Source organism: Sphingomonas mangrovi, from assembly GCF_047975845.1.
Taxonomy (GTDB): Bacteria; Pseudomonadota; Alphaproteobacteria; order Sphingomonadales; family Sphingomonadaceae; genus Sphingomonas.
Window position 1 is genome coordinate 1 of sequence record NZ_JBIUCZ010000044.1, and the last position, 20451, is coordinate 20451.

Consider the following 20451-nt stretch of genomic DNA (forward strand, 5'->3'; position numbering starts at 1 on the left):
TCACCCACCCGATCCCCGCCGCGTCGCCACTCCCGCCGCCGCAACCACCATTCACGCCACCGCTTCACCAAAAAACCGGTTATGCAAATGTCCCGCTTTCGCTAGGATGACGGGAGAGGCGGAGGGAGGCGCTCCCCCGGCCGCATGCCGCCCCACCAACCTGCGTCACCCCAGCGGAAGCTGGGGTCTCCTGCGGCTCCTGTCCTGCGCCCTCGCCCGAGATCCCAGCCTTCGCTGGGATGACGGGAGAGGCGGAGGGAGGTGTTCCCTGGCCGCATGCCGCCCCACCAACCTGCGTCACCCCAGCGGAAGCTGGGGTCTCCCGCGGCTCCTGCCCCGCGCCCTCGCCCGTCATCCCAGCCTTGGCTGACGGGGTGGAGGCGCCTCGTTCGCGGACCCCGAACAAGGCCACTGGCGCCGCATCCCCGACCCGCCTATGGGCGCAGCCCATGAGCACGAAGACCGTTACGGACTCCAGCGCAGCGGTCATCGAGACCCGCGACCAGCTGATCGGCTATTTCGCGGGCGGCGAGAAGCCGGCCGAGCGCTGGCGCATCGGCACCGAGCACGAGAAGTTCGTCTATCGCACCGCCGATCATCGCGCGCCGAGCTACGACGAGCCCGGCGGCATCCGCGACCTGCTGATGGCGCTCACCGAGTTCGGCTGGCAGCCGATCGAGGAGAACGGCACCGTCATCGCGTTGGCCGGCAAGGACGGCACCGTCAGCCTGGAGCCGGCCGGCCAGCTGGAACTGTCGGGCGCGCCGCTCGACAACCTCCACCAGACCTGCGCCGAGACCAGCCGCCACCTGGAGCAGGTGAAGGCGGTCGGCGCCAAGCTGGGCCTGGGCTTCCTGGGGCTCGGCATGTGGCCGGACAAGACTCGCGCCGCGCTGCCGATCATGCCCAAGGGCCGCTACCGGATCATGCTCGACCATATGCCGCGCGTCGGCAGCATGGGGCTCGACATGATGCTGCGCACCTGCACCATCCAGGTGAACCTCGACTATGCGTCGGAGGCGGACATGGTGCAGAAGTTCCGCGTCGGCCTGGCGCTGCAGCCGCTCGCGACCGCGCTGTTCGCCAACTCGCCGTTCACCGAGGGCAAGCCCAACAGCATGTTTTCCTACCGCAGCCACATCTGGTCCGACACCGATCCGGCGCGCACCGGCATGCTGCCGTTCGTGTTCGAGGACGGCTTCGGCTACGAACGCTATGCCGACTATGCGCTCGATGTGCCGATGTACTTCGTCTACCGCGACGGCAAGTACATCGACGCGGCCGGCCTCTCCTTCCGCGACTTCCTGAAGGGCGAACTGTCGGTGCTGCCGGGCGAGCTGCCGACGATGGACGACTGGGCGGACCATCTCTCCACCGCCTTCCCCGAAGTGCGCTTGAAGACGTTCCTGGAAATGCGCGGCGCCGACGGCGGGCCGTGGGGACGGATCTGCGCGCTGCCGGCGCTGTGGGTCGGGCTGCTCTACGACCAGGGTGCGCTCGATGCGGCGTGGGACCTCGTCAAGGACTGGAGGCTCGACACGCGCCAGGCGCTGCGCGACGCGGTGCCGCGGCTGGGGCTCGACGCGCCGCTCGGCGCCGGCACGCTGCGCGACATCGCGCGCGAGGTGCTCGACATCGCCGGCGCGGGGCTGAAGGCGCGGGGGCGGCTCGACGGCGCGGGCGGCGACGAGACCGGCTTCCTCAGCCCCTTGCGCGACGTGGTGCGCGACGGCCGCGTGCCCGCGCAGCTGCTGCTCGACCGCTACGGCAGCAGCTGGGACGGCGACGTCACGCGGGTCTACGACGAACTGACGTTCTGAGAACCGCCGCGCTCCCGCGAAGACGGGAGCTTTGCATGACCCCGACCCGTTCTCGTCATGCTGACGGAAGTCAGCATCCATTCGCGCAACGATCAAGGCACAGGCGGAGCGGCAATGGATCCTGACTTTCGTCAGGAGGACGCGGGGAGAGCGTTTCGCGTAGTACGGCGTTACTTGCCCGCGATCCGAGCGAAGAAACGCGGCACCACCGCGTTGCGGCCTGCCCAGTCGTAATAGGCGCGATAGTCCGGGTCGGCGAGCAGGTGCCGCTCCTCGGTGCGGGCGCGCCAATAGTAGACGCCGCTCACCAGCGCCAGGATCGCGGTGTTGCGCCACGCGTCGAGCCAGTTGCCCGTGGTCACCAGCATCGGCCAGCTCACCAGCCACCAGAACAGGTTCTTCGACAGATAGGCCGGGTGGCGGCTCCAGGCGTAGGGGCCGTTGGTGATGATCCCGCGGTTGGTGAGGTTGGAGAAGCGTAAGCCGAACGCCACCGTCGCCCAGGCGTAGACGAAGGTCAGCGCCACCAGCGCCGCGCCGATCGCCCAGAGCAGCGCGGGGTGGTTCGCGAACCACTGGCTCCATTCCGCCCCGCCCGAGTGATAGTCGAGCGGCCCCCCGTTCCCCATCAGCACGAAGGGCGGATAGCAGATCAGCGCCGCCGTCCAGCCCGCGACATAAGGGTTGGCCGAGCGGATGTGCGTGTCGATCGGCCGCAGGGCGAGGACGTAGCCGCAGGTCGCGAACGCCACGTCCACCAGGAACATGAAGGTGATCAGCCAGTTCGCGAGCGCCACCGGGTTGGCGAGCATGTCGGCGGTGTCGGCGAGCACAAAGTCGCGGAAGCCCGGCGGCACGATCGCGAGCATGAAGGCGAGGAAGAACGTCTTCACCGCCCAGGAGCGCAGATGGTTGAAGATCGCCTCGCGATCGACCGGCACGTTCAGGTTGAGCAGCCAGGCGCCGAACGCCCAGCAGCCGTCGCGCGGCTCGACCATGCGCCGGTCGAGCCACAGCACATAGGGGATCGACAGCACGAACAGCACGGGCGCGGCGTGGCCGAAGCACCACATCGCGAAGCCGAAGCCCTCGTCCCAATAGAAGCGCCCGGTCGCATAGATCGCCGCGATCCCCGCCCAGGTCGCCCACAGGCCGGCGAGCTTGACCGCACTGACCGCGCGCGTCGCCGCCCACGGCCGCGGCGCGGCCCAGTCGATGCCGGTGGAGGGGTTGCGATACACCTTGTCGACCAGCACCGACCAGGCGAGCATCGGCAGCCCGCAGGCGAGCAGGTTGACCAGCGCCGCATAGGGCCCGTCCATGCGATAGTGGCGCGCCACCGCCACCCAGGCGAGCAGCCCGACCATGCCGGCGACGCCGGTGCCCGCACTCACCGCCGAGCGCGGGCGCGGATCGGCGACGGCGGCGTCTGCGTCGGCGTCGTCGGCGGCGGGCGGATCGAGCGTGGTGGCCATGCTGGCGACCCTACCCGCCGCGTGCAGCGGATCGAAGGCGGAATCGCGTCCCGCAATGCGACAGGGTGGACGCGGGCTGCGATATGTCGTTACACGACTCCATCCGATCCCGCTGAAAGGCCGTCATGTTTCGCACCCCTGCGTTCGCAGCCCTGCTGCTCGCTTCCGCCGCTTCCGCCACGCCCGCCCAGGCCCAGCTGAACCCCGCCGGCAACACCCAGCCGCAGCCGGTGCCCTTCGTCGACACGATCCCCGAGGCACGCGACGTCGACTATCCCGGCACGATCCTGCTCGAAGTCGACGCGACGGACGTCCAGCAGGGCATCTTCAACGTCAAGGAGACCATCCCGGTCGCCGACGCCGGGCACATGGTGCTGCTGATGCCGAAGTGGCTGCCCGGTGCGCACAGCCCGCGCGGCGAGATCGAGAAGCTCGCCGGCCTGGTGATCCGCGCCAACGGCAAGGTGGTGCCGTGGAAGCGCGATCCGGTCGACGTCTACGCGTTCCACATCGACGTGCCGGCGGGCGCGAAGAAGCTCGACGTCAGCTTCCAGTTCCTCTCGGCCACCTCGGGGGACCAGGGCCGCATCGTCATGGCGCCGACGATGCTCAACCTGCAGTGGAACTCGGTGAGCCTCTATCCGGCGGGCTATTACACCCGCCGCATCCCGATCCAGGCGGTCGCGAAATATCCGGCCGGGTGGACCGCGGCGGCAGGGCTTCCGGCCACCGCCAACGGGTCGACCTACAGCTATCAGCGCACGAGCTACGAGACGCTGGTCGATTCGCCGACATTCGCGGGCAAGCACTATCGCCAGTGGGCGCTGTCGCCGCGCGTCGACCTGAACGTCTTCGCCGACAGCGCCGAGGAGCTGAACGCCACCCCCGAGCAGATCGACGCGCACAAGCGGCTGGTCGAGCAAGCGAACCGCGTATTCGGCGCGCAGCACTACGACAAGTACGAGTTCCTGCTGGCGATCACCGAGACGATGGGCGGGATCGGCCTGGAGCATCACCGCAGCTCCGAGAACGGCGTGCGCCCGGGCTATTTCACCAAGTGGAACGACGGCATGGGCAGCCGCAACCTGCTGCCGCACGAATACACCCACAGCTGGGACGGCAAGTTCCGCCGCGGCGCCGACCTGTGGACGCCGGACTACCGCACCCCGATGCGCGACTCGCTGCTGTGGGTCTATGAGGGGCAGACCCAGTTCTGGGGCTATGTGCTGCAGGCGCGCTCGGGCATCGTCTCCAAGCAGGACACGCTCGACGCCTATGCCGCGATCATGGCGAGCCTCGACAATCGCCGGGCCCGCGAATGGCGCCCGCTGGTCGACACCACCAACGATCCGATCATTTCCGCGCGCCGTCCGAAGGGCTGGGTGAGCTGGCAGCGGTCCGAGGACTATTACAACGAAGGCCTGCTGATCTGGATGGAGGTCGACTCGATCCTGCGCCAGCAGTCGGGCGGCACCAAGAGCATCGACGATTTCGCCCGCGCCTTCTTCGGCGTGCGCGACGGCGACTGGGGCGTGCTGACCTATACCTTCGACGACGTGGTGAAGACGCTCAACGGCATCCAGCCGTACGACTGGGCGAGCTTCCTCGACGATCGCGTCAACGACGTGTCGCAGCGCGCGCCGCTCGCCGGCTTCACCAACAACGGCTATCGCCTGGTCTACAGCGACCAGCCGACGCCGTACTTCGTCCAGGCCGACAAGACCCGCGAGCAGGCCGACCTCAGCTATTCGCTGGGCCTCGTCGCCGGCAAGTCGGGTTCGGTGAACTCGGTCAACTGGGGCAGCCCGGCGTTCGACGCGGGGATGACGGTCGACAGCAGCATCGTCGCGGTCAACGGCGAGAGCTTCAGCGCCGACCGCCTCAAGGCCGCGGTCACCGCGAGCAAGGGCAACCGCACCCCGATCAAGCTGCTGGTCAAGAACGGCGACAAGCTGCGCGAGGTGGCAATCGACTATCACGACGGCCTGCGCTATCCGCGCCTGGAAAAGACCGGACAGGGTGAGACGGGCCTCGATCGCCTGCTCGCCGCGAAGTAAAAAGGGACCAGCAAGAATGCGGATCGACATGGTGCCGGTGGGCAAGAACCCGCCGGAAGACCTGAACGTCATCATCGAGGTGCCGACCGGCGGCGAGCCGGTGAAGTATGAGTTCGACAAGGCGTCGGGTGCGCTGTTCGTCGACCGCATCCTGCACACCCCGATGCGCTATCCGGCGAACTACGGCTTCGTGCCGCACACGCTGTCGCCGGACGGCGATCCCCTCGACGCGCTGGTCGTGTCGCGCACGCCGTTCATCCCGGGCTGCGTCGTGCGCGCGCGCCCGATCGCGGTGCTGAACCTGGAAGACGAGGCGGGCGGCGACGAGAAGCTGGTGTGCGTGCCGGTCGATTCGACCTTCCCCTACTACACCAAGGTCGGCGGCCGCGCCGATTTGCCGGAGATCGTATTCCAGCAGATCGAGCACTTCTTCACGCACTACAAGGATCTGGAGAAGCAGAAGTGGGTGCGCGTCGGCACCTGGGGCGACGCCGAGGAGGCTGCGCGCATCACCGTCGAGGCGATCGAACGCTACAACGCCGCCAAGGCCGCCGGCGAAGAGCCGCTCGACCACGACGTGCCGGGCCGCGAGTAGACGCGCGCGCCGCCTGCCGAAGCGGCAAGCGATCCTGACGGGCGTCAGGAGGAAAAAGAAGACCCCGTCGGCCCGGCGCCGGCGGGGTTTTTCGTTTCCGCGTCGTTGGACGGCATCGCCGTGACCGTGCCGTCGTCGCCGATCCGCAGCGTCACGCTGGCGTAGAGGCCGTGGAGCGTGACCTCGCCCCCCTCGTCCGAGCGCGTGATCAGCGGGTCGGCCGCCGCCACGCCGTCCACCACGCAGCTGTCGACCAGCCGCGCGAAGCGTTGCCGGCGCGCGGCGGTGTCGAGCACGCGGAAATAGGTTTCGGTGCCGGCCTGGCAGCGTCCCGCCCCCTGCGGCTTCGACGGATAGGTGTCGAGCACCTCCAGGATGTGATCCCCCCGCCGTCCGACGATCTCGATTGATCTCGCGTTGCCGGTCGCGGCGCTGGCGATCGTGGCGCGATCGACCGTGACGGCGATGCGGACCGGCCGGCCGTTTGCAGCGGGAACGACGATCGCCGCTGGCTGGTCGGCGGGCATGGTGATGATGGAAGGCGCCGCGTGCTGCGCAAGCGCAGGCCCGGTGCAGGCGATCGCCGCCAGGAGGCCAGCGATCCGCGCACCCCGTCTTAGCCCGATCGACGGATGCTTCGACATCGCTCCCTCTCCTATCGTGCGGATGCTCCGACCCACTCGTCCCGGTGACGAAGGTCAGCATCCATTTGCGCTCCGCTCGCGCTTTCTGCCGTAGTGGCAATGGATCCTGACTTTCGTCAGGATGACGAGGAAGCGCCCCCCTTGCTACCTGCCCGTGCCCGCTTCGACTTGGGCGGCGGCGCGCGGCGGCCGGCTTCCAGGCCGAGGCGCCCCCATTCCCGCATCGCATCGGCATCGTCGTAGACGTCGTCCGGCGCGCGGCGGTAGTTCATCGATCCGGTCGCGCCGTCGCCCTTCGCATAGGTGAAGCGCGCGCAGCCGGCGGCGTCCCAGGTCGCGTCGCTCTGCGCATCGGCCTTGAACCACAGCCCGTCGTCGCCGGCGATCGCGAAGATGGTGTCGTCGCAATAGAGCGTCGCCCCGCCCATCATCCGCCGCGACGTGACGTGGCCGATCGGCGCCATCGCCTCGCCCACCCATTCGATCAGCCCTGCATCGACTGCCATGCGGCCCCTCCCTCCGGGTTATAGTTTCATGAAACGGACCGTCGGGACGCGCCCTTGCACGGACATTCGGGGCATCTGGGTTGAGTCCAAAAACCGGCCTTCAAGTCAGCGCAAAGTCGTACGCATGGAATTGCGTGTCTCGCCTCCAGCCAGCGCGTTCATACAAGGATTGCGCGTCCACGTTGTCGACCGCGGTCGAGAGCGACAGCCGTGCCGCGCCAATCTGCCGGCCATAGGCGCAGGCAGCATCCAGCAGGATCCTGCCGAAGCCGGACGCGCGAGCATCGGGGACGACGAACAGGTCATTGAGGATGAAGGTCCGAGACAAGCGGACAGACGAAAAGGTCGGGTACAGCTGCGCAAAGCCGACGTCCCGCCCGTCCTTGCTCGCAAGCAGGATCACGGACTGCTGGTGCTCGAATCGATCTCCCAAGAATGCTCGTGCAGCAGCGGGATCCGTAGGCTGTCCGTAGAACTGGCGGTACGCATCAAACAGCGGAACAAGGCTGTCCAGATCGGCGATGGTGGCTTGGCGAACCGTCAATGTTGGCGCTCCCGGTGAGTAGCAGTCGACTCTTGGCCGAGCGTCCCATGTTCCGCAACGGATGGATGCCCACGATCCTTCATTGTCGCCCGAACGCCGTCGGTCGCCTCACCCAGCCACGTCCCCGGCCAGCCGCGCCAGCGCGACGCCCGACACCCGGTGGATGCGCCACGGCATCGGCTCGGCGCCCAGGCTGCGATAGAAGCCGGCGGCGGCGGCGTTGGTGTCGCTGACCGCCCATTCGACGCGGGTGCAGCCGCGCGCGACGCCGACCCCGGCGACATGGGCGAGCAGCGCCCGGCCCGCGCCCGAGCCGCGGGCGTCGGGCGCCACGTAGAGGTCCTCCAGATACAGGCCGTTCCAGCCGCCCCAGGTGGAATGCTTGTGGAAGAACAGTGCAGCGCCCACCGGCTGTCCGTCGCGCTCGGCGATCGCCGCCTCCACGCCGCCATTCTCCAGCGCCGCGCGCAGCAGCGGCTCGGTCGCGACCAGTTGCGCCTCGGCATGTTCGTGGCGCGCGAGATCGCGCACGAAGCCGAAGATCAGCCCGGCGTCGTCCGGCGTGGCGGTTCGGATCGCAATCATGCGCCTGCCTCGCTCTTGGCCACTGGGGCGGCGCCGCGCACCGCAACCAGGCAGCCGCCGACGATCAGCAGCGCGCCCGCGACGGTGAACGGCGACACCCGCTCGTCGAACACCAGATAGCCGAGCAGCGCCGCCCAGACAAAGGCGGTGTATTCGACCGGTGCCAGCACCTGCGCTTCGGCGCGGCCGTAGGACCAGGCGAGCAACAGCGCCGAGATCGAGCCGAGGATCGCCGAGCCGACGATCGGCGCGAGCTGGTCGGTTGCCGGCCAGACCGCCAGCCAGGGTGCTCCGAGCGCGAGCAGCACGCCGATGACGAGGCTGGTGAACAGCGTCACCTCCAGCGGATCGGCGAGCTGCGCCTGCTGGCGCAGCAGGATCAGGCTGTAGGCATACAGGACGGACGCGACCACGATCGCGAGCGCACCCATCACTGCGTCAGCCGAGGCTCCGGCCTGCGCCTGGCCCCAGGCGATCACCAGCACCCCGACGGCGGCGACCAGCGAACCGAGGATCGCGGCGCGACGGATTCGCTCGCCGAGCAGCGCCGCCGCCAGGAACAGCGCGATCAGCGGCGACAGGAAGGTGAGCGCCACCCCCTGCGCCATCGGCACGCGCACCAGCCCCCAGAAGAACAGCAGCACCGACAGCCCGGCAGCGAGCCCGCGCAGGATATGGAGGCGGAGCGCCTGCCGCTGCGGCCAGCGCTGGCGCCGCGCGACGAACGCCGTCCCTGTGAGCAGCACGCCCGCGATCGAGCGCCACAGCACCGCGCTGTACGCGCCGCTGGCGATGCTCAGCCCCTTCATCAGGGCATCCATGCACGAATAGATGGCGATGCCCGCGGACGCCGCCGCAAAGGCGACGGCAGGCGAGGCGTGGGGGCGCGTCATGGCCGACTCGATGCGCAGCAAACGCCCGCCGCGTCCAGTGGGAGGCCTCTACGAAAGGCGGGACAGCCGCCTCTCAATCTGCCGTATCCCCGCGCAGGCGGGGATCCAGAGCCACGCTGCACAACGGCTTGCGGTGTAGGACGCCCTGGGCTCCCGCCTGCGCGGGAGCACGGAAAGACACGTTTGCAGAGGTTTCTCCGTTGGCGGACCTACTCGGCCGCCGCCTGCTCCACCGCGGCCGCCTGCGCCTCGATCTCGGCGGCCTTGGCTTCCACCAGCCGGACGATGTGGTCGACCATGTCGGCGTCCTGGACATGATGGTCGGTGACGCCCGACAGATAGACCATGTGGCGGCCGTTGCCGCCGCCGGTGATGCCGATGTCGGTCTCGCGCGCCTCGCCGGGGCCGTTGACGACGCAGCCGAGCACCGACAGCGACATCGGCGTGCGGATGTGCTGCAGCCGCTCCTCCAGCTTCTGGACGGTGCGGATCACGTCGAAGCCCTGGCGCGCGCACGACGGGCAGGAGACGACGCGCACGCCGCGGTTGCGGATGCCGAGCGCCTTCAGGATCTCGAAGCCGACGCGCACTTCCTCTTCCGGCTCGGCCGACAGCGACACGCGGATGGTGTCGCCGATGCCGAACCACAGCAGCGAGCCGATCCCGATCGAGGACTTGACGGTGCCGCCGATCAGGCCGCCCGCCTCGGTGATCCCCAGGTGCAGCGGGCAGTCGGTCGCCTCGGCCAGCCCCTGATAGGCGGCGACCGCCAGGAACACGTCCGACGCCTTCACCGCGACCTTGTATTCGTGGAAATCGTGGTCCTGGAGCAGCTTGATGTGGTCGAGCGCGCTTTCGACCAGCGCCTCCGGGCAGGGCTCGCCGTATTTCTCGAGCAGGTCCTTCTCAAGGCTGCCGGCGTTGACGCCGATGCGGATCGCGCAGCCGTTGGCCTTGGCGGCGCGCACCACCTCCGCGACGCGCTCCGACGAGCCGATGTTGCCGGGATTGATGCGCAGGCACGCGGCCCCCGCATCGGCGGCTTCCAGCGCGCGCTTGTAGTGGAAATGGATGTCGGCGACGATCGGCACCCGCGACGCGCGGACGATCTGCTTGAGCGCGGTGCTCGATTCGACGTCGGGGCAGGACACGCGGATGATGTCGACGCCCGCTTCCTCGCAGCGGCGGATCTGGTCCACGGTCGCGCGCACGTCGGGCGTCGGCGTGTTGGTCATCGTCTGCACCGTCACCGGCGCATCGCCGCCGACGGGGACGGTGCCCACCATGATCTGGCGGCTTTGACGGCGGACGATATCGCGCCAGGGGCGGACGGACATGGGAGGCTACTCGCGAAGGCTGGGGGCTTGCCTGCCATATAGACGCGGCGGGCGATGCGCGAAAGGCGCGCTTGCCCGCGCCCCCGCCAACCCCCGTCATGCTGACGGAGGTCAGCATCCAGACGCGCAACGCTGAAGGCGCGAACGGAGCGGCAATGGATCCTGACTTTCGTCAGGATGACGGCAGTGGGGTGACGGCGCGTGGGCGGCGATGGCCCCAACCGCTTCAGATCGACGGCATCCTGCGCTACAGCCACGCGTCCTTCTGGAGCCGCACGATGCGCCTAGCCCTGTTGATCGGAGCCCTGTTGATGTCTTCCCCCGCTGCCGCCGAATCCAAGCCCCGCTGGTCGCTGGTGATCCACGGCGGCGCCGGCGTGATCGAGCGCGCGCGCATGACGCCCGAACGCGAGGCGGCGGCGCGCGCCGGGCTCGACGCGGCGCTGGCGGCGGGCGAGGCGGTGCTCGCCAAGGGCGGCAGCGCGGTCGACGCGGTCGAGGCGGCGATCCACGTGCTGGAGGACGATCCCAGCTTCAACGCCGGGCGCGGCGCGGTCTTCACCTACGAAGGCACCAACGAGCTCGACGCGGCGATCATGGACGGATCGACCCGCGCCGCCGGCGCGGTCGCGGGCGTCACCCGCACGCGCTACCCGGTCAGCCTGGCGCGCGCGGTGATGGAGAAGAGCCCGCACGTGCTGCTCGCCGGCAAGGGCGCCGACATCTTTTCGACCGAACAGGGGCTGGAGCAGGTCGACCCCAGCTGGTTCGCGACCGACGAGCGCCGCCGCCAGCTCGACGAATTGAAGGCGAAGAAGCTCGGCTGGTTCGACGTCGACATGAAATACGGCACCGTCGGCGCGGTGGCGCGCGACCAGGCCGGCCATGTCGCCGCCGCGACCTCGACCGGCGGCGTCACCGGCAAGCGCTGGGGCCGGGTCGGCGATTCGCCGCTGATCGGCGCGGGCACCTATGCCGACGACCGCGCCTGCGCAGTGTCCGCCACCGGAGCGGGCGAGTTCTTCATCCGCGAAGGCGTCGCGCACGAGATCTGCGCGCGCATCCGCTTCAAGGGCGAAAGCCTGCAACAGGCTGCCGACACGGTGATGGCGGAGACCCAGGCACTGGGCGGCACCGGCGGCGTCATCTTGACGGGCCCCAACGGCGAGGCCAGCTGGAGCTTCAACACGCCGGGCATGTACCGCGGCAAGGTGTCGTCGGAGAGCAAGCGCGTGGTCGCGATCTACGGCGACGAGGGCTAACGGTCTGCGCTAAAGGCTTGCCGCAGCGGACGGAGCGCCCACATCGCTGCCGATGCCTGCGATCTCCCCCACCCCGGCCGAGCGGGCCCGCGGCGCCGCAGCGGCACTTGCCGTATCGCTGGGGCTCGGCGCGGCGCTGATCGCCGGCTTGGGGGTGGACGCCCGCCGCATCGTCGAGCGCGCACCCGTGGTCTTCGGCATCGCGCCCCCGCCGGAACCCGAGCCCGTGCCCGAGACGCGCGCGACGCCCAAGCGCGAACGCCGCCCGCTTCCCAAGCGCGCCACCGCGCCGCGGCCCGAGGGGGCTGCCTCGCCCGCGAACCTGCGCGGCAAGGCGAGCGCAATCGTCGCACCGCCGGTGCCGATCGTCGTCCAGCCGCTGCTCGCGGTCGAGGTCGCCGGGATCGGCAGCCAGCGCACCACCGGCGCCGCGCCGGTCGCGGGGCCGGGTACCGGCAGCGGCGGGATCGGCACGGGCACCGGCAGCGGTGCGGGCGGCGACGGCGATGGTGGTGGGGGCGGCGGCGAGGGCGAGACCCCGCCGCGCTGGCGCAGCGGCGGCTTCCGCGACGGCGACTATCCGGCCGCGCTCTACGATGCGGGCATCGGCGGCACCGTAGGCGTGCGCTACGTGGTCGAGACCGACGGCCGCGTCGGCGACTGCCGCGTCACCCGGTCGAGCGGCCATGCCGAGCTCGACGCGATCACCTGTCGCACGATCCAGCGCCGCTTCCGCTTCCACCCCTCACGCGACGTCGAGGGCCGCGCGGTCGCCTCGACCATCGTCGAGAACCACAGCTGGATCCCGCACCCGGAAGGCGAGGACGACCGCTAGGGCGGACCGTATCGGGAGAGCCGCGGCGGGCGCTTGCTCGCTACGCGCGGTAGCAAGGAGCGGTAGGTCTTTCGCGCCGGAAAGCCGATCGAACCGAACAAGGGCTCGCTGCCGCCCGGCGGATCGCCTAGAGCGCCGCGCATGATTCGCCGCCTCCTGCTCGCGCTCGTCCTCGTCCTCGCCGCCTCGCCCGCCCAGGCCTATTGGGAGTTCGGCCACGAGAGCGTCGCCGCCATCGCCTATAAAAACGTCACGCCCGCGACGCGCGCGAAGATCGACGCGCTGCTGCGCCGGCAGGCGATGCTCGAGACGCCGAGCTGTCCGGCGCGTACCATCGAGCAGGCGAGCGTCTGGCCGGACTGCGTCAAGCCACTCGGCGAGCGGTTCAGCTACGCCTATTCCTGGCATTACCAGAACGTCGACGTGTGCAAGCCGTTCGACCTGAAGGCGGCGTGCAAGGACGGCAACTGCGTGTCGGCGCAGATCACCCGCGACGTGAAGCTGCTGAAGGACCCGAAGGTGCCGGTGCGCGAGCGGCTGCAGGCGCTGGTGTTCCTGATCCACTTCGTCGGCGACCTGCACATGCCGCTCCATGCCGGCGACCGCGGCGACCTGGGCGGCAACCGCGTGAAGGCGACCTACGGCGTCTACGGACCGGAGCGGTTCAACCTCCACAGCATCTGGGACGGGCCGCTCACCGAGCGCGCGATCTCCACCCCGCCGACGATCCTGCGCCGCTATTCGCCGGAGGAACGCGCGCAGATCGCCGCCGGCACGGTCGAGGACTGGAGCCGCGAGAGCTGGCAGATCAGCCGCGATGATGCCTATGCGACGGCCTTCGGCGGCGAGGCCTGCGGACCGACGCCGGAGGGCCGCGTGACGCTCGACCAGGCGACGATCGCCAAGCTGGTGCCGGTCGCCCGGCTGCAGGTCGAACGCGGCGGCCTGCGGCTGGCCAAGCTGCTCGACGAGGCGCTGAGGTAGGAACCTCCCCCGTCATGCCAGCGGAAGCTGGCATCTCAGGCCGCGAGGGAGGACGCCGGTACCGTACACGGCCGCCGGACGCGCCTGCTTCGGGAGACCCCAGCGTTCGCTGGGGTGACGGCTTGTTGGAGGGCGCTCGCCCTTCTCACCCCCGTCATGCCAGCGAAGGCTGGCATCTCGGCCGCATACGATACCCTCACCCGCCATGCGCGGCGGCTGGACCTACATCATGACCAACCGGCCGCTGGGCGTGCTCTACGTCGGCGTCACTGCGAATCTAGCCGCGCGGGTGGTGCAGCATCGCGCGGGCCAGGGCTCCGAATTCTGCCGAAGGTACAATCTCACGCGCCTCGTCTTGGCGGAGCCGCATGCCCGCATCGAGGAGGCGATCGGTCGGGAGAAGGCGCTGAAGGCGTGGCAGCGGGGATGGAAACTCGCGCTGATCGAGGCGGCAAACCCGGAGTGGGACGATCTGTTCGAGCGGATTCTGTAGCGCGCGCGGCTGCCGGGTGCGCTCGCCCCGGGGAGACCCCAGCGTTCGCTGGGGTGACGGAGTGTGGCGAGGGTTCCGTTGCCAGTCCCCAGCCCAGCCCCCCTACGCTTCCTCCTTCGGCGGTCGGCCGCGCCGCACCGGCTGCGGGTCCGCCAGCTTTACCCCCCGCCGGGTCAGCGCCTCGCGCAGCAGGCATTCGACCTGGGCGTTGACGCTGCGCAGCTCGCCCGCGGCCGTGCGCTCGATCGCCGCGTAGAGTGCGGGATCGAGACGCAGGGGAAACGCCTTTTTGGGGGGAGCCGCCACGTTACTGGTACAGCGAGCCCGTATTGACCACCGGCTGGGTGTCGCGTTCCGAGCACAGCACCACCATCAGGTTCGACACCATCGCCGCGCGCCGCTCGTCGTCGAGTTCGACCACGTTCTTTTCCGACAGCTGGGCGAGCGCCGTCTCGACCATCGACACCGCGCCCTCGACCAGCTTCTGCCGCGCGGCGATCACCGCCTCGGCCTGCTGGCGGCGGAGCATCGCCTGGGCGATCTCCTGGGCATAGGCGAGGTGCGTCAGCCGGCATTCGTCGACCTGGACGCCGGCGCTGGCCACGCGCTCCTGCAGCTCGACGCGCAGTTCCTCGCTCACCACGTCGGCGTTGCCGCGCAGCGTCATCTCCTCGTGGGTGAAGTCGTCGTATGGATAGCGCGAGCCGATCGCGCGCACCGCGCTTTCGATCTGCACCATCACGAACGCCTTGTAGTCGTCGACGTCGAACAGCGCCTGCGCGGTGTCGGCGACACGCCACACGACGTTGGAGGCGATCTCGATCGGATTGCCGCGCAGGTCGTTCACCTTGAGCCGTTCGGAGGTGATGTTGTGGATGCGCACCGACACCTTCGACTTGGTCAGCCACGGCCAGTTCCAGCGCAGGCCGGTGGCGCGATCGGTCCCGCGATAGTCGCCGAACAGCAGGATCGCCGCCGCCTGGTTGGGCTGGAGCAGGTAGAAGCCGGGGGCGATCAGCAGCAGCGCGACCGCGGCCACCACCACCAGCGCCGCGCCCCAGACGTGCGCCGGCGCATTGACCGCGCCCACCGCGCCCAGCACGATCGCCGCCAGCCCCACGAACAGCATCGCGAAGCCGTTGTACGCGGTCGCCGGCCGCTCCGCGCTCTGCCGCAACACCCGATCCGATCCCATCACTGCCTCCCTGTTTTAATGTGATATCACTTTTATATCACGCCGAGACACCAGCCAAGCGAAATCGCGCGCGAGCCCGGCGGGCGTCGCGTTGGGGCGGGACAAAGCTGGAAGAGGGGGGGCGGGCGGGGCCGACGTATGCGGCACGAACGGGGAGCACGCTTCTGGTGCGGGAGGCAGCGGCCTCCATCCGCTCGTCATCCTGACGGAAGTCAGGATCCATTGCCGCTCCGTCTCTTGCAGCAGCGGAGCGTGTCTGGATGCTGACCTTCGTCAGCATGACGGGTGCCTGGGATTTGGATTGTGGCGGTCGATGCCGCGCCCGGCCACAGGCGGCGCCGCCGGGACGGTCCCGGCGGCGCGCTGCCGTTACTGGAGGACGACGGTCACCGCGCGGCGGTTCTGCGCATAGGCGCTGTCGTCGGAGCCGAGCGCCAGCGGACGCTCCTTGCCGTAGCTGATCGTGGTGATGCGCGCCGCCGCGATGCCGCGCGCCGCGAGATAGTTGGACGCGGCGTTGGCGCGACGGTCGCCGAGCGCGAGGTTGTACTCGCGGGTGCCGCGCTCGTCGCAATGGCCCTCGATGGTGATTCGCACGTTCGGATAGCGCTGCAGCCACGCGGCCTGGCTGTCCAGGATCGAGCGCGCCTGCGGGTCGATGTCGTAGCTGTCGAGCGCGAAGTTGACGGTGTCGCTCGCGACCGACTGCTGGAAGTCCTCGCGGCTGCCCGGCACGACGCCGGTGCCGGTCTGGCTACCCGTGCCGGTGCCGTCGACCGGTGCCGTGGTCTCGCCGGGTGCGGGCGGCAGCACTTCCGGACGCTTCTTGGCGCAGCCCGCGGTCGCCACCAGCGCCGCCGCCACGATCAACTTGCTCGTCAGTTTCGCCATCATTGGTTCTCCTCAATCAGTCGGTATTGTCCGCCACAATCGCGCGCGGCGGCAAGGGATAAAGCCGGTGCGGATTACACCACCGCTACGTTACGGGCGCAACGGGCCCCAGCTCGGGTCCGAACCGTCGAGCGGAGTCGGGATGCGGCGCACGTTCTGCCCGGTGAGGTCGACCGACCAGACGTCCGCCTTGCCCGCCCCGCCGCGCGACGCGCGGAAGAAGGTGAGCACGCGGCCGTTGGGCGCCCAGCTCGGCCCCTCGTCGCCCCAGGCGTCCGACAGCAGCTTCTCGCCGCCGCCCGACGGGCTCATCACGCCGACGCGGAAGCTGCCGCCGCCCTGGCGGGTGAAGGCGATCAGGTCGCCACGCGGGCTCCACGCCGGCGTCGCATAGCGGCCCGAGCCGAAGCTGATGCGCTGCTGGTTCGAACCGTCGGCGTTCATCACATAGAGCTGCTGCGTGCCCGAACGATCGCTTTCGAAGACGATCTTGCTGCCGTCGGGCGAATAGCTGCCGCCGGTGTCGATGCCGGGCGAGTTGGTCAGCCGCTGCGGGCTGCCGCCCGACGCCGACACGCGATAGATGTCGGTGTTGGCCGCCTGCGCCATCGAGAACAGCACCCAGCGTCCGTCGGGCGAGAAGCGCGGCGCGAAGGTCAGGCTGGCGTTGCGCACCAGCAGCCGCTGCCGGCCCGAGGCGAGATCGTAGATGTAGATCGCCGGCCGCTCGTTCTGGTAGCTCATGTAGACGATCGACTGCTGGTTGGGCGCGAAGCGCGGCGTCAGCACGATCGACTGGCCGTTGGTCAGGAAGCGGTGGTTGGCGCCGTCCTGGTCCATGATCGCCAGCCGCTTGATCCGCTTGCCCTTGGGCCCCGTCTCCGAGACGTAGACGATGCGGCTGTCGAAATAGGGGCCTTCGCCCGACAGGCGGGTGTAGACGGTGTCGGCGCACTTGTGCGCGGCGCGGCGCCAGTCGGCCGGCGACACCACGAAGCCCTGGCGGGTCAGCTCGGTGCGCGCGAACACGTCGTAGAGATAGCAGCCGACGGTCAGCGTGCCGTCGCCGTTGGCGCGCACGAAGCCCTGGATCAGCGCCTGCGCCTGGGTGCCGGCCCAATAGCCGTAGTCGGGCGCGGTCGCCTGCGCGAACGGCACCGCGGCGATGCCCTGCGGCCCCATCGGCTTGAACAGGCCGGAGTTCTTGAGGTCGTTGGCGACGACTTCGGCGAGCTGGCGGCCGAGCGCGCTGGTCTGGCCGGCGGCGGTGCCGACGTCGCTGGGGGTCGGCATCACCGGCACCGCGATCGGCATCGGATCGGAAATGCCGCCCTCGATGTCGACTTCGACCTGGGCATAGGCCGGGGCGGCGACGCCGAGGCCGAGGCCGAGCGCGGCCGTCGCGAGCGTGGCAAGGCGGAACAGGGCTAAGCGGGGCAAGGGGATGGACATGGCTCTCTCCGTCAGCCGGGCAGCTTGTAGTTGATGGTGATGTTCTTCCACCCGCCTTCGTAGAGCTCGTCGGGGAGCTGGAAGGGGGCGCACTGGATGATCGCGGCGGCGGCGAGCTCGGACACACGCTGCGCGTAGCGCTCGTTCTCGTCGTCGGTGCCGGTCTGGCCGAGCAGCTTGGGGCGCGCGGTCAGGCTGCCGTCGCTCGCCATCTGCAGGTTGAACCGCGTCTTGATCCGGTTGGCGCCGGGCCCCGGATTGCTGATGCGGTTGGCGCACGGCTGGATCTGGCGGATGATCGCCGCGGCGAGCCCGGCGAGCGACTGGGCGCCGACCTTCGCCGCGCGCGCGGTCTGGCCGCTGCCCTTTTCGGCTGCGGTATCGGCCAGGCTCTTGCGGAAGTCCGCACCCAGGCGCGAGCCGCGCGGCTTGGACGCCTTGGCATCGGAGTCGCTGCCGCTGCCCTTGGCCGCCGCGGGCTTGGGCTTGGCGGCCGATGCCGCGGGCTTGGCGGGCGCAGGCTTGGCGGCCGGCTTCGCCGCCGGCTTGGCCTCCGCCTTGGGGGCGGGCTTCGCCGGCGCCTTGGCGGCAGGCTTGGGCGCCGGCTTGGGCTTGGGCGGCTGCGGCTTGGGCACGGGTTTTGGCGCCGGCTTCGGCTTGGGTTCCGGCCTCGGCTCGGGCTTGGGCTCGGGCCTGGGCTGCGGCGCGGGCGGCACGGGGGCCGGCTGCGGCTCGGGCTCGGGCGCGGCCTCTTCGGGCGGTGCCGCGTCCTCGGGCGGGCCGACATCGGGCGCGATCGACTGGTCCGGCGCCTCGGTCTCGGCCGGCGCGGTCGATTCGAGCGCGACCTCGTCGACGAGGCTGACGTCGATCGGCGGCGCGAGCTGCAGGTCGGCCGGACGCTCGCTCTTCCAGACGAGCGACAGCCCCAGGAACAGCAGCGCGTGGCCGAGCGTCGCCCCGCCCAGCGCCCATTTCTCCGCGCGGGTCATCGCCGCGCCTCCGGTGCGAGCCTCACGATCAGGACGCGTCCCCCTGGGTCGAGACCAGCGCGACGCGGTTGAGCCCCGCGCGGTTGAGCTCGCCCATCACCCGCATCACCCGGCCATAGTCGAGCGCGCGGTCGGCGCGCAGCAGCACCTGGCGCGGATCGGCGCCCGGCGGCTGGCTGCCGGCGATCTGCGCCAGCTTCTCGGGCAGCGCCTGCTCGCTCACCGGCTCGTCGCCCAGATAGATGCTGCCGTCGGCGGAGAGCGACAGCTGCACCGGCTCCTGCTCCTGATCCAGCCCCTTGGCGCGGCTGTCGGGCAGGTTCACCGGCACGCCGGTGGTGAGCAGCGGCGCCGTCACCATGAAGATGATCAGCAGCACCAGCATCACGTCGACCAGCGGCGTGACGTTGATCTCCGCCATCGGGGTGCGCCGGCCCTTGCCGCGGCCGGAGGGGAGCTGCATCGCCATCGGCTCAGTCCACGCCTTCCAGCTGGCGGCTCAGCGTCGCGTGGAACGCGTCGGCGAAGCGGTTGAGCCGCGCCTCGACCTGGTTGATGCGATGGCTGAAGCGGTTGTAGGCGATCACCGCCGGGATGGCGGCGAACAGGCCGATCGCGGTCGCGAACAGCGCCTCGGCGATGCCGGGTGCCACCACCGCCAGGCTGGTGTTCTGTTCGGCGGCGATGCCGGTGAAGCTGCGCATGATGCCCCAGACCGTGCCGAACAGGCCGACGAAGGGCGCCACCGAGCCGACCGTCGCCAGCACGTTCAGCCGGTCCGACAGCTTGTCGACCTCCTCGGCGACGGCCGAGCCCATGCTGGTCGCCAGCCGCTCGCGCGTGCCGTCGCGATCGATCGTCGTGCTCGCGGTCGAGCGGCGCCATTCGCGCACGCCCGCGCCGAACACCTGCGCCACCGCGCTGGTGCCGCCGGAATGCTTCTTGTGAAAAGCGTCGATGTCCTCGGTCCGCTCGAACTCCTGCACGAAGGCGTCGGTATCGCGGCGCACGCGACGCATGCGGCCCAGGAAGGTGAGGATGATCGCCCAGGTCCAGACGCTGGCGAGCAGCAGCCCCAGCATCACGAACTTCACCACCCAATCGGCCTGCAGGAACAGGCCGATCGGCGACATGGAGGCCGCGTTGGTATTTACGAGAACGTCCATCAGGCTCTCAGCTTTCCTTCCAGATCAGGGACTCGAACGTGCGCCGCCAGGCCGGCGGATGCCGACGCGGGGTGCCCGTGGGCGCGACGAACGCCGCCTCGACCTCCGCCTCGGCCACCAACACCGGACCCAGCATTACTCGTTGATGAATGAGCACCGACGCCGCGCGCAACCGCGTCATGCGGCTGACGACCAGCAGCGCGTCGTTGAGCCGCGCGGGGCTGGCGTAGCGGATGCGCAGATCGCGGATCGCATAGGCACCCTCGCCCGCCTCCACCGCCGCGCGCTGGTCGCACCCGGCCAGCCGCAGCATGTCCGAGCGTGCGCGCTCCAGATAGCGCAGGTAGTTGGCGTGGTAGACGACGCCCGACAGGTCGGTGTCCTCGAAATAGACGCGCAGCGCGAACCGGTGTTCGCAACCGTCGAAGCGGCCTTCGCTGGGGCAATCCGGGGCGGGCGTCATCGGCGGGGGTCTAGCCGAGGCGCGATGGAGGGGAAAGGGTGTGTGGGGTGCCGGCGTGCATGGCCTCCACTCTCCCGCCGTTCCTTTCGCGCAACCTCCGTCACCCCAGCGAAGGCTGGGGTCTCCCGCGGCTCCTGTCCCGCGCTTTCCGCCGGAGACCCCAGCTTTCGCGGGACCTTTGCATAAAGCTGGGGATGTGATTCTCTTCGCTGGGTATCGGAGAGATGAGATGCGCAAGCAGACGAGGCCGGCGTCCTTTGCG

Annotated in this window: 22 protein-coding genes; 7 read left to right on the top strand and 15 right to left on the bottom strand. The window is 69.8% G+C overall.

The genetic code is table 11. The features are described 5' to 3' along the window. Positions 1–449 precede the first annotated feature (449 nt). Positions 450–1820, top strand: coding sequence for a glutamate--cysteine ligase (locus ACBY01_RS15830; protein WP_416461929.1), 1371 nt, complete (start codon positions 450–452; stop codon positions 1818–1820). A 170-nt stretch (positions 1821–1990) separates the two neighbouring features. Here ACBY01_RS15830 and ACBY01_RS15835 read toward each other — a convergent pair whose 3' ends face one another. After that, complete coding sequence (locus ACBY01_RS15835) at positions 1991–3295, bottom strand: methyltransferase family protein (protein WP_416461931.1); 1305 nt, start codon at positions 3293–3295, stop codon at positions 1991–1993. A 125-nt stretch (positions 3296–3420) separates the two neighbouring features. Here ACBY01_RS15835 and ACBY01_RS15840 point away from each other — a divergent pair, with 125 nt between their 5' ends. Next, a complete protein-coding gene (locus ACBY01_RS15840; protein WP_416461933.1) occupies positions 3421–5352 on the top strand; it encodes a M61 family metallopeptidase in 1932 nt (643 codons plus the stop codon). A 16-nt stretch (positions 5353–5368) separates the two neighbouring features. Beyond that, complete coding sequence (gene ppa, locus ACBY01_RS15845; RefSeq protein ID WP_416461934.1) at positions 5369–5947, top strand: inorganic diphosphatase; 579 nt, start codon at positions 5369–5371, stop codon at positions 5945–5947. A gap of 44 nt (positions 5948–5991) precedes the next feature. On the opposite strand, the gene ACBY01_RS15850 is transcribed toward ppa, so the two are convergent. The 6 genes from ACBY01_RS15850 to ispG form a co-directional block, all read right to left on the bottom strand. Continuing rightward, positions 5992–6591, bottom strand: a complete 600-nt coding sequence (locus ACBY01_RS15850; RefSeq protein WP_416461935.1) for a hypothetical protein — start codon at positions 6589–6591, stop codon at positions 5992–5994. A gap of 116 nt (positions 6592–6707) precedes the next feature. Further along, positions 6708–7097: a TfoX/Sxy family protein gene (locus ACBY01_RS15855; RefSeq protein ID WP_416461936.1), complete on the bottom strand. Its 390-nt coding sequence runs from the start codon at positions 7095–7097 to the stop codon at positions 6708–6710. Between the two features lie 100 nt (positions 7098–7197). Continuing rightward, positions 7198–7641, bottom strand: coding sequence for a GNAT family N-acetyltransferase (locus tag ACBY01_RS15860; protein WP_416461937.1), 444 nt, complete (start codon positions 7639–7641; stop codon positions 7198–7200). A gap of 108 nt (positions 7642–7749) precedes the next feature. After that, entirely contained in the window at positions 7750–8226 is a 477-nt protein-coding gene (locus ACBY01_RS15865; RefSeq protein WP_416461938.1) for a GNAT family N-acetyltransferase, read from the bottom strand. Next, on the bottom strand, positions 8223–9119 hold the full coding sequence (locus tag ACBY01_RS15870) for a DMT family transporter (RefSeq protein ID WP_416461939.1): 897 nt from the start codon (positions 9117–9119) through the stop codon (positions 8223–8225). Before ACBY01_RS15870 ends, ACBY01_RS15865 begins: the two co-directional genes overlap by 4 nt. A gap of 209 nt (positions 9120–9328) precedes the next feature. Beyond that, positions 9329–10456, bottom strand: a complete 1128-nt coding sequence (ispG, locus tag ACBY01_RS15875) for a flavodoxin-dependent (E)-4-hydroxy-3-methylbut-2-enyl-diphosphate synthase (RefSeq protein ID WP_416461941.1) — start codon at positions 10454–10456, stop codon at positions 9329–9331. Between the two features lie 311 nt (positions 10457–10767). Between ispG and ACBY01_RS15880 the strand changes: the two genes are divergently transcribed. The 4 genes from ACBY01_RS15880 to ACBY01_RS15895 all read left to right on the top strand — a co-directional run bounded on the left by ACBY01_RS15880 (position 10768) and on the right by ACBY01_RS15895 (position 14030). Then, positions 10768–11718 carry an isoaspartyl peptidase/L-asparaginase family protein gene (locus ACBY01_RS15880; RefSeq protein WP_416461942.1) on the top strand — a complete coding sequence of 317 codons (951 nt, stop codon included), beginning with the start codon at positions 10768–10770 and terminating at the stop codon, positions 11716–11718. A 52-nt stretch (positions 11719–11770) separates the two neighbouring features. After that, entirely contained in the window at positions 11771–12553 is a 783-nt protein-coding gene (locus ACBY01_RS15885) for an energy transducer TonB (RefSeq protein WP_416461943.1), read from the top strand. Between the two features lie 141 nt (positions 12554–12694). After that, positions 12695–13537 carry a S1/P1 nuclease gene (locus tag ACBY01_RS15890; RefSeq protein ID WP_416461945.1) on the top strand — a complete coding sequence of 281 codons (843 nt, stop codon included), beginning with the start codon at positions 12695–12697 and terminating at the stop codon, positions 13535–13537. 205 nt (positions 13538–13742) lie between these two features. Next, positions 13743–14030 (top strand): GIY-YIG nuclease family protein, encoded by a 288-nt coding sequence (locus tag ACBY01_RS15895; protein WP_416461947.1) that lies wholly within the window; start codon positions 13743–13745, stop codon positions 14028–14030. A gap of 102 nt (positions 14031–14132) precedes the next feature. Here the strand turns inward: ACBY01_RS15895 and ACBY01_RS15900 are convergent, their stop codons facing one another. The 8 genes from ACBY01_RS15900 to ACBY01_RS15935 form a co-directional block, all read right to left on the bottom strand. Beyond that, entirely contained in the window at positions 14133–14336 is a 204-nt protein-coding gene (locus ACBY01_RS15900; RefSeq protein WP_416461948.1) for a type II toxin-antitoxin system antitoxin, read from the bottom strand. A gap of 1 nt (position 14337) precedes the next feature. Continuing rightward, positions 14338–15225, bottom strand: a complete 888-nt coding sequence (locus ACBY01_RS15905; protein ID WP_416461949.1) for an SPFH domain-containing protein — start codon at positions 15223–15225, stop codon at positions 14338–14340. Positions 15226–15594: 369 nt separating this feature from the next. Then, on the bottom strand, positions 15595–16116 hold the full coding sequence (gene pal / locus ACBY01_RS15910) for a peptidoglycan-associated lipoprotein Pal (RefSeq protein WP_416461957.1): 522 nt from the start codon (positions 16114–16116) through the stop codon (positions 15595–15597). A gap of 90 nt (positions 16117–16206) precedes the next feature. Further along, a complete protein-coding gene (gene tolB / locus ACBY01_RS15915; RefSeq protein WP_416461950.1) occupies positions 16207–17568 on the bottom strand; it encodes a Tol-Pal system beta propeller repeat protein TolB in 1362 nt (453 codons plus the stop codon). A gap of 11 nt (positions 17569–17579) precedes the next feature. Further along, the gene (locus ACBY01_RS15920; RefSeq protein WP_416461951.1) at positions 17580–18560 is read right to left on the bottom strand and encodes a cell envelope biogenesis protein TolA; all 981 of its coding nucleotides are present in this window, start codon (positions 18558–18560) and stop codon (positions 17580–17582) included. Positions 18561–18588: 28 nt separating this feature from the next. Then, positions 18589–19029, bottom strand: a complete 441-nt coding sequence (tolR, locus tag ACBY01_RS15925) for a protein TolR (RefSeq protein ID WP_416461953.1) — start codon at positions 19027–19029, stop codon at positions 18589–18591. 4 nt (positions 19030–19033) lie between these two features. Further along, the gene (tolQ, locus tag ACBY01_RS15930; RefSeq protein WP_416461954.1) at positions 19034–19726 is read right to left on the bottom strand and encodes a protein TolQ; all 693 of its coding nucleotides are present in this window, start codon (positions 19724–19726) and stop codon (positions 19034–19036) included. A gap of 7 nt (positions 19727–19733) precedes the next feature. Beyond that, complete coding sequence (locus ACBY01_RS15935; protein WP_416461955.1) at positions 19734–20189, bottom strand: YbgC/FadM family acyl-CoA thioesterase; 456 nt, start codon at positions 20187–20189, stop codon at positions 19734–19736. Between the last annotated feature and the right edge of the window lie 262 nt (positions 20190–20451).

What these genes read in the sequence shown, in the direction of transcription:
- ACBY01_RS15935 (WP_416461955.1), bottom strand. Translation starts at nt 20,189, where the DNA reads ATGACGCCCGCCCCGGATTGCCCCAGCGAAGGCCGCTTCGACGGTTGC.
- ispG (WP_416461941.1), bottom strand. Translation starts at nt 10,456, where the DNA reads ATGTCCGTCCGCCCCTGGCGCGATATCGTCCGCCGTCAAAGCCGCCAG.
- ACBY01_RS15885 (WP_416461943.1), top strand. Translation starts at nt 11,771, where the DNA reads ATGCCTGCGATCTCCCCCACCCCGGCCGAGCGGGCCCGCGGCGCCGCA.
- tolQ (WP_416461954.1), bottom strand. Translation starts at nt 19,726, where the DNA reads ATGGACGTTCTCGTAAATACCAACGCGGCCTCCATGTCGCCGATCGGC.
- ACBY01_RS15855 (WP_416461936.1), bottom strand. Translation starts at nt 7,097, where the DNA reads ATGGCAGTCGATGCAGGGCTGATCGAATGGGTGGGCGAGGCGATGGCG.
- ACBY01_RS15905 (WP_416461949.1), bottom strand. Translation starts at nt 15,225, where the DNA reads ATGGGATCGGATCGGGTGTTGCGGCAGAGCGCGGAGCGGCCGGCGACC.
- tolR (WP_416461953.1), bottom strand. Translation starts at nt 19,029, where the DNA reads ATGGCGATGCAGCTCCCCTCCGGCCGCGGCAAGGGCCGGCGCACCCCG.
- ACBY01_RS15850 (WP_416461935.1), bottom strand. Translation starts at nt 6,591, where the DNA reads ATGTCGAAGCATCCGTCGATCGGGCTAAGACGGGGTGCGCGGATCGCT.
- ACBY01_RS15835 (WP_416461931.1), bottom strand. Translation starts at nt 3,295, where the DNA reads ATGGCCACCACGCTCGATCCGCCCGCCGCCGACGACGCCGACGCAGAC.
- ACBY01_RS15840 (WP_416461933.1), top strand. Translation starts at nt 3,421, where the DNA reads ATGTTTCGCACCCCTGCGTTCGCAGCCCTGCTGCTCGCTTCCGCCGCT.
- tolB (WP_416461950.1), bottom strand. Translation starts at nt 17,568, where the DNA reads ATGTCCATCCCCTTGCCCCGCTTAGCCCTGTTCCGCCTTGCCACGCTC.
- pal (WP_416461957.1), bottom strand. Translation starts at nt 16,116, where the DNA reads ATGGCGAAACTGACGAGCAAGTTGATCGTGGCGGCGGCGCTGGTGGCG.
- ACBY01_RS15865 (WP_416461938.1), bottom strand. Translation starts at nt 8,226, where the DNA reads ATGATTGCGATCCGAACCGCCACGCCGGACGACGCCGGGCTGATCTTC.
- ACBY01_RS15880 (WP_416461942.1), top strand. Translation starts at nt 10,768, where the DNA reads ATGTCTTCCCCCGCTGCCGCCGAATCCAAGCCCCGCTGGTCGCTGGTG.
- ACBY01_RS15895 (WP_416461947.1), top strand. Translation starts at nt 13,743, where the DNA reads ATGCGCGGCGGCTGGACCTACATCATGACCAACCGGCCGCTGGGCGTG.
- ppa (WP_416461934.1), top strand. Translation starts at nt 5,369, where the DNA reads ATGCGGATCGACATGGTGCCGGTGGGCAAGAACCCGCCGGAAGACCTG.
- ACBY01_RS15830 (WP_416461929.1), top strand. Translation starts at nt 450, where the DNA reads ATGAGCACGAAGACCGTTACGGACTCCAGCGCAGCGGTCATCGAGACC.
- ACBY01_RS15920 (WP_416461951.1), bottom strand. Translation starts at nt 18,560, where the DNA reads ATGACCCGCGCGGAGAAATGGGCGCTGGGCGGGGCGACGCTCGGCCAC.
- ACBY01_RS15890 (WP_416461945.1), top strand. Translation starts at nt 12,695, where the DNA reads ATGATTCGCCGCCTCCTGCTCGCGCTCGTCCTCGTCCTCGCCGCCTCG.
- ACBY01_RS15870 (WP_416461939.1), bottom strand. Translation starts at nt 9,119, where the DNA reads ATGACGCGCCCCCACGCCTCGCCTGCCGTCGCCTTTGCGGCGGCGTCC.